Genomic DNA, 6,782 nt, shown 5'->3' on the forward strand with positions numbered 1-6,782 from the left:
CGTTCCGGGGTCTGAGCCGGAGCAGCCTCGGCGGCGGGCGCGGGCTCGGCCTCGAAGGAAGCCTCGTCGCCGGCGGCGTCGGCGGGAGCGTCGCCCTCGCCGTCGAAGCGACGGTTGCGTTCGTCCCGGCGGCGCTCCCAGCGTTCGCGGCGGCTCTCACGGCGACCGCCCTCGCGGGCCTCGCCATCAGCGGCGGGGGCGGGCGCGGCGCCTTCGGCGCGCGGCTCACGCGGTTCGCGGGGTTCACGCGGCTCACGATCGTCGCGGTCGCGCCATTCGCGGCGGGGCTGTTCGTTCGAGCGCTCGTTCTGGCGCTCTTCCTGCTCGCGCTGGCGGGCTTCCTGCTGGGCGACGCGGTCGGCCTCGGCCTGCTGGGCGGCCATGATGGCCGCCGCCTGGGCGCCGGATTCGTCCTCGAAGTCGATATCGAAGCCCTGACCGGCCAGTTCGCGCTGGGCGATCTCGGAGACCGAACGCTGGGGCTGAAGGGCGCGCAGGACGCGGAAATAGTGTTCGGCGTGCTGGGTGTAGTTCTCAGCCAGAACGCGGTCGCCGCCGGCCGACGCGTCGCGCGCCAGCTGCATGTAGCGCTCATAGACGGTCTGGGCGTTGCCGCGGACCTTGATGTTCTCGGGCCCTTGCGAGTCCCAGGAACGATTGGGGTTGGTGGCGTTGGCGTTGTTATTGCCGCCGCTGCCGGGCTTCCTGTTGCGTCCGCGTTGACGCTTCATGCCCTTGAAATCTCTCATCGGACGCTACCGTGCCTTGATGGGGAGGGCGGACCGGACCTCGAAGGCTCGGTATCCGTCCGGGGGTGTTCCGTCTCGGGCGGGGCCTATTCCCCGCTGGCGATGTGTTCGGAAAGCCGTGCCGCCCCGTGGTCCGCCGGGCGACTGGCCCGACCGTCACTGCCCTGAACGCGCGCGAGTCAGGAACCAGAGCGGTTCGAGGCGTGCGTTTCGGGTGGGAGACAAGGGAGACTTAGCGCGGGATCGTGGCGTTTCCAAGGGGATTTGTATGGCGACGCCATACAGCCCCCCTCGCCTCACATCTTCGGAATCGGATTGGTCCGGGGATTGGGGCCGTTGGTGACGACGCGGTCGCGGTCGGACAGGTCCTTGACCACGATGACGTTCTCGAAGCCCGCATCCTCGAACAGGGCCTTGACCTGCGGCCCCTGGTCCCGGCCGATCTCGACCGCGAAGGTCCCGCCGGGCTTGAGGATGCGCATGATCTCTGGCGCCAGTTCGCGATAGGCGACCAGGCCGTCCTCGCCGCCATCCAGCGCCAGGTGGGGATCGTGCTCGCGCACCTCGGGATCGAGGCCGGCGATGTCGCCCGAGGGGATGTAGGGCGGGTTGGAGACCACCAGGTCGAAGCTGTGTTCCGCGAAGCCCGTGGCCCATTCGGTGCGGATGAAGTCGCAACGGCCGGCGAGGTCCAGGTTGGCGGCGTTCTCCCGCGCCACGGCCAGGGCCTCGGTCGAGATGTCGGTGCCGACCCCCTTGGCCGCCGGACGCTCGGCCAGGGTGGCCAGCAGGATGGCGCCCGAGCCGGTGCCCAGGTCGATCATCGTGAAGGCCTCATGCGGGGCGTAGGCCAGCATGATCACGTCCAGCAGGGCCTCGGTGTCGGCGCGCGGGCTGAGGACGTCGGGCGTGACGTTCAGCATGATCTTCCAGAAGCCCTTCTGGCCAAGGATCTTCGACACCGGCTCGCGCTTCAGACGGCGGGCGATATAGCCGTCCAGCACGGCCCGCTGCGCGTCGGTCACGACGCGGTAGGGGTCGGTCAGGATGTCGGTGCGCGAGCAGTCGGCGGCGACCTCCAGCAACAGGCGGGCGTCGATCGAGGGGCTGTCGATTCGGGCGGCCTTGAGATCGGCCGTGGCGGCCTTCCAGGCGGTCAGCAGGGTGCGGGCGGAGGCGGCGTCGGTCATGTGGACGGATTGGCGCGGCTGGCCGACGATTTCAAGCTCTACCGACCACAGCGGGGCGGCTTGCCGGGCGTCGGAGCCCGGGCTCCGAGCAGCGCCATCGCCGACGCCTCCAGATCGATCAGGGGCGCGGTGCGATCCGCATAGCCGGCCTCCGACAGGGCTTCGCCCAGCACGTAGCCGGCATAGGCCATGTCGAGACCCAGCCGGTCCGACAGCGCATTCATCTTGTCCAGCACCGCGCAGGCCTCATCAGGCCGCCGCGCGCCGGCCAGGAAGACCGTCCACTGGTTGAACAGCATGGTCAGGTCCTGGCGATCCGTCCCCTCCACCGGATCCGCCCCCAGCAGCGGTTCATAGAGGGCGGCGACCGCCTGCACGCGCGCCGGATCTTCGTTGAGACCGTCGGCGACGCTGCGAATGTCGGCCAATCCGGTCAGGGTCGAGAGCGTCTCGATATGACCGGGGCCCAACCGCGCCACGCGGATGCGATGGGCCTCTTCCAACCACCGCTCCGCATCCGCCGATGTCTGGGATCCGCGAGCCATGAACTCGGTTCTGGCCGCGTCCGAAAGCAGCATCGCCAGCATCCGGCTGTCCGCGGCGAAACCCTGGCGTCCCTCGGCGACAGCGCGCTTCATATAGGGCAAGGCCAGAGCCGCGGCGGCGATAGGATCGTCGCTGTCTTCGCTCATCAGGGTCACGCCATAGGCGGTCAACAGCCGCGCCCTTTCGGCCGCGTCAGGCGTAGCCGAGAGCCGGGTTTCGAGGGCCCCGTCGCCGGCGGCCGCGCCGTTCAGGCGACGAAGCTTGAAGAGCGGCGCGGCCGCCTCCTCCAGCGCTTCCGAACTCCAGGGGCCGGAGAGGGGATCGTCCGGGTCCGAGGCGGTTCGGGACGCCTGCGGGGCTGACGGCGACGGCGCGGCGACCGCCACGGACGTCATGGCCAGTCCGACGAGAAAGACAAGACTTCTGATCCGCATGATGGTTCCCCGAACCACCCCAAGCTATGACGGGGTTCGCGGGGTCCGCAAGAAGCGGGGAACGGCAGGGGCAGCTTGGCCGTTGTCGCGCCCATGCAGCGACAGTCGGGAAAGACAGGCTTGGACAGGAAGACGGGACCCAGTCTGTGGGGCGTGGCGGGGGCCATCCTGGGCGGCCTGGCCGCGGGCGCGGGAGCCGCGCACCTGCTGTACACGCGCGGGCACAAGTTCGGGGTGGAGCTGCGTCCGCAGCGGCCCGAGCCCCTGCCCCCGCGACCGCCCACGCCCGAGGATTTCGACGCCAAGGAGCCCGGGCGCGGCCGGACCGCGCGACGGCCCGAACATATTCCGCACAAGGGCTGGGTCGACATCTTCTGGCGCTGGGGCGCCTCCTACTTCGGCGACCGGGTCGGGTTCGTGGCCGGCGGGGTGACCTTCTTCGTGGTCCTGTCGCTGTTCCCGACCCTGGCCGCCTTCGTAACCATCTACGGCCTGTTCGCCGATCCGAACGACGCCTGGGGCCGGCTGGAGTTCCTGTATTCCGTGCTTCCCCAGGGGGTCACCGAGTTCCTCGGCGGAGAGATGCAGCGGCTGGCCCAGAACTCGACCGGCCAGCTGACCTTCACCCTGGTCTGGACCCTGGCGCTGTCGCTGTGGACGGCCAATGGGGCGATCAAGGTGCTCTTCTACGGGTTGAACGTCGCCTATCACGAGGTCGAGCGGCGCAGCCTGATCCGGTATAACCTGCTGTGCATGGCCTTCACCGTGTCCGGCCTGCTGGCGGTGCTGCTGGCGGCGGGGATGGTGGTCGGCGTGCCCGTGGCCCTGAGCGTGCTGGGGCTATCCGACGAGTGGGCCTATCTGGCGCCGTTCCGCTGGCCGGTGCTGCTGCTGATCTACGGCGCGGCGCTGACGCTGATCTACCGCATGGGTCCGTGCCGGCAGAAGGCGCGATGGCGCTGGCTGACGCCGGGGGCGATCTTCGCCGCCTTGCTGAGCGTGGGGCTGTCGCTGGGGTTCAGCTGGTATCTGCAGACCTTCGTGCGCACGGCCTCCTACGGCCCGCTGGCGGCGATGATGGGTTTCCTGCTGTGGACCTGGCTGAGCGTGCAGATCATCCTGATGGGCGCCGAACTGAACGCCGAGATCGAGCACCAGACCGCCATCGACACGACCACCGGCGAACCGGTGGCGCTGGGCGAACGGGGGGCCGTCATGGCCGACAGCGTCGGACCCAAGCGCGGCAATCCGGCGGCCCTGGCCTTCACGCTGAAGCATGCCGAGGCGCTGTCGGACCGACTGCTGCGGCGGCGGATTCGCCCGCGAAACTGAGGGTCAGCCGAACTCGGCTTCCAGGTCGGCCAGGCGGGCGGCCTGGTCCTCGGCGATCAGGGCGTTGAGCATCGGATCGATGTCGCCCTCGAGGATCTGCGGCAGGCTGTGCAGGGTCAGGCCGATGCGGTGGTCGGTGACCCGGCCCTGCGGGAAGTTGTAGGTGCGGATGCGCTCGGACCGGTCGCCCGAGCCGACCTGTGACTTGCGGGCGTCCGAGCGGGCGTTGTCCTTCATCTGGCGCTGCATGTCGTAGAGGCGGACGCGCAGATTCTTCATCGCCTTGTCGCGGTTCACGTGCTGCGACTTCTCGGACGACGTCACCACGATGCCCGAAGGGAAGTGGGTGATGCGCACGGCGGAATCGGTCTTGTTGACGTGCTGGCCGCCCGAGCCGGAGGCGCGGAAGGTGTCGATGCGGATGTCCTTGTCGTGGATCTCGATCTCCACGTCCTCGACCTCGGGCAGGACCGCGACGGTGGCGGCCGAGGTGTGGATGCGGCCGCCCGCCTCGGTGGCCGGGACGCGCTGGACGCGGTGGACGCCGCTCTCGAACTTCAGGCGGCCGAACACGCCGTCGCCGGTGACGGTGGCGATGATTTCCTTGTAGCCGCCGGCCTCGCCCTCGGTGGCGCTGTCGACCTCGACCTTCCAGCCCCGGGTGGAGGCGTAGCGCGAATACATGCGGAACAGGTCGCCGGCGAACAGGGCCGCTTCGTCGCCGCCGGTGCCGGCGCGGACTTCCAGCACGGCCGAGGCGTTCTCGTCGGCGTCGCGGGGCGCCAGCAGGAGGGCGACCTCGCGCTCCATCTCCGGCAGGCGATCCTTGAGCGACTGAAGCTCCTCGGCGGCCATGTCGGCCATCTCCGGATCCTCGGCCATCACCTCCAGGTCGGCCATCTCGGCGCGGGTCCGGGCCAGGCCCTGGACGGCGTCCGCGACCGGCTTGAGTTCGGCGTGCTCCTTGGACAGGCGCACGATCTCGGCGCCGTCCGAGGCCGCGCCCATGCGCGCCTCCACCTCGTGGAAGCGGTCGAGCACCTGATCGAGCCGGGCCTGGGGAAGTCGCAAGGGTTTCTCCGGAAAGGGGCCGATCTCCTATCCGGCCCGCCGGGACCTGTCCAATGCGGCGTCAGTACAGCAGGGTTTTCCGGTGCAGGCTTCCGGCCGTCCCGGGGCTTTCCATCTTGATCAGCTGCTGGGTCGACTTGGCCAGCCAGAACCGCGCGATCGAGGCCCCGCCGGAGTTGTAGTCCGTCTCGACCACCCAGCAGTCGATCGCCGACCCGTCCGGACCGGTCAGGACGGCCTGGTCGCCGGTCCGCCAGACATAGCGCGCCGGCGGTCCTCCGCCGGGATGATAGAAGGGGATGGAGACGGCGTACCCCGGCGCCCACGGCAGGGTCTGCAGCATCTCCATGTCGGTTTCGAAATTGTACGCCGCCTCGGACGCCGGCGCCGAGAAGTCGGCGCGGCTGTTGTCGGGCAGGTCCCGCAGGCCGGTGATGGCCTCGGGCGAGAAGCGGAAGCCTTCGACCACGCGGGTCCCGTCGCGGGTGGAGGTCCGGATATGCGTCAACGGGCGGAAGGTCCCGATCTCGAACACGGAGTCACGCTCGGCCAGGGACGGCGTCTGCCCGGTCCCGTCCCAACGCTGGACGATGTGAAGGCGTCGAACGCCCTCGACCTCCTCGAAGCGGACCTCGCGCCGCCAGATGTCGACGGCGATATGGGCGCCGTCCTTCTCGACCGAGCGCAGATAGGTCCGGGCGCCGGGCTTCAGCAGATCGAACCGGGGCAACGGACGGCCCACGCTCAGCAGATCGATGTCGGCGGCCCGAGCGGCGCCGACCAGGGGCGCGGCGGCGGCGGCGGCCAGGACGAAACGGCGGGTCGGTTTCATCGGCGGCCTCCCGCCGGACGGGCCAGCACTTCGCCGCGGCCCAGGTCATGGCGCAGCGCGCCGTAGGCGGCCCAGTCGAGCACGGCCTGGATGTAGCCGTCCGCATAGCGGGTCTCGATCCGCGTCCCGTCGGGGCCGGGCTCGAACTGGACGATGCCGTGGTCGGCGTCCGGATACTGGACGACGGTGACGGGACGGCCCTCGGCGGCGAGGGCGGTCAGGCGCGTGCGCGTGCCCTCCATCGGCGCTTCGGTGTCGTTCGCGGCCAGGATCCACAACATGGGGACATCGAGGCCGCGCAGCGTCGGCAGGGGATCATAGTCCCACATGATTCCCCACTGGATCTGGGCGAGAAGGGCGGTGATCTCTTCGTTCGACGACTTGAGGAGCATGGGAGTGAAGTCGCCGCCGATGTCCTTGAACCAAGGTTCCGAACCATAGCGGGCGCGCACGGCGTCGAGATCGGCGAAGCCGACCGCGCCGTTCGACGACACGAAGGCGGTCGTGACGGTGAAGATCTTCTCGGCCTCGGCGAGCACCTCCGGTCCCCATCCCTTGTCCGTGAGGCTGTCACGGATCTCGCCGCGTTCCTCGGCCAGGACGCCCTCGGCCATGCCGAAGCCGATGG

7 protein-coding genes are annotated in these 6,782 nt (G+C 69.6%); 1 reads left to right on the forward strand and 6 read right to left on the reverse strand.

Annotation, left to right across the window (positions count from 1 at the left end; translation table 11 throughout):
* The 3 genes from Q0C81_RS14100 to Q0C81_RS14110 all read right to left on the reverse strand — a co-directional run.
* Nucleotides 1-731: DUF4167 domain-containing protein (locus Q0C81_RS14100; RefSeq protein WP_291839180.1), on the reverse strand; the 731-nt coding region annotated here is incomplete at its 3' end.
* A gap of 314 nt (nucleotides 732-1,045) precedes the next feature.
* A complete protein-coding gene (prmC, locus tag Q0C81_RS14105; protein WP_291839182.1) occupies nucleotides 1,046-1,939 on the reverse strand; it encodes a peptide chain release factor N(5)-glutamine methyltransferase in 894 nt (297 codons plus the stop codon).
* A 38-nt stretch (nucleotides 1,940-1,977) separates the two neighbouring features.
* On the reverse strand, nucleotides 1,978-2,919 hold the full coding sequence (locus tag Q0C81_RS14110) for a hypothetical protein (protein ID WP_291839184.1): 942 nt from the start codon (nucleotides 2,917-2,919) through the stop codon (nucleotides 1,978-1,980).
* A gap of 120 nt (nucleotides 2,920-3,039) precedes the next feature.
* Between Q0C81_RS14110 and Q0C81_RS14115 the strand changes: the two genes are divergently transcribed.
* Nucleotides 3,040-4,251 (forward strand): YihY/virulence factor BrkB family protein, encoded by a 1,212-nt coding sequence (locus Q0C81_RS14115; protein WP_291839187.1) that lies wholly within the window; start codon nucleotides 3,040-3,042, stop codon nucleotides 4,249-4,251.
* Nucleotides 4,252-4,254: 3 nt separating this feature from the next.
* Here the strand turns inward: Q0C81_RS14115 and prfA are convergent, their stop codons facing one another.
* The 3 genes from prfA to Q0C81_RS14130 all read right to left on the reverse strand — a co-directional run.
* On the reverse strand, nucleotides 4,255-5,322 hold the full coding sequence (gene prfA, locus Q0C81_RS14120; RefSeq protein WP_291839191.1) for a peptide chain release factor 1: 1,068 nt from the start codon (nucleotides 5,320-5,322) through the stop codon (nucleotides 4,255-4,257).
* Nucleotides 5,323-5,383: 61 nt separating this feature from the next.
* Nucleotides 5,384-6,154, reverse strand: coding sequence for a hypothetical protein (locus tag Q0C81_RS14125; RefSeq protein ID WP_291839193.1), 771 nt, complete (start codon nucleotides 6,152-6,154; stop codon nucleotides 5,384-5,386).
* Nucleotides 6,151-6,782, reverse strand: a 632-nt coding sequence (locus Q0C81_RS14130) for a hypothetical protein (protein WP_291839196.1), incomplete at its 5' end; no start/stop codon positions are given. The genes Q0C81_RS14130 and Q0C81_RS14125, both read right to left, overlap by 4 nt.

The organism is Brevundimonas sp. (assembly GCF_023259385.1).
Lineage (GTDB): Bacteria > Pseudomonadota > Alphaproteobacteria > Caulobacterales > Caulobacteraceae > Brevundimonas.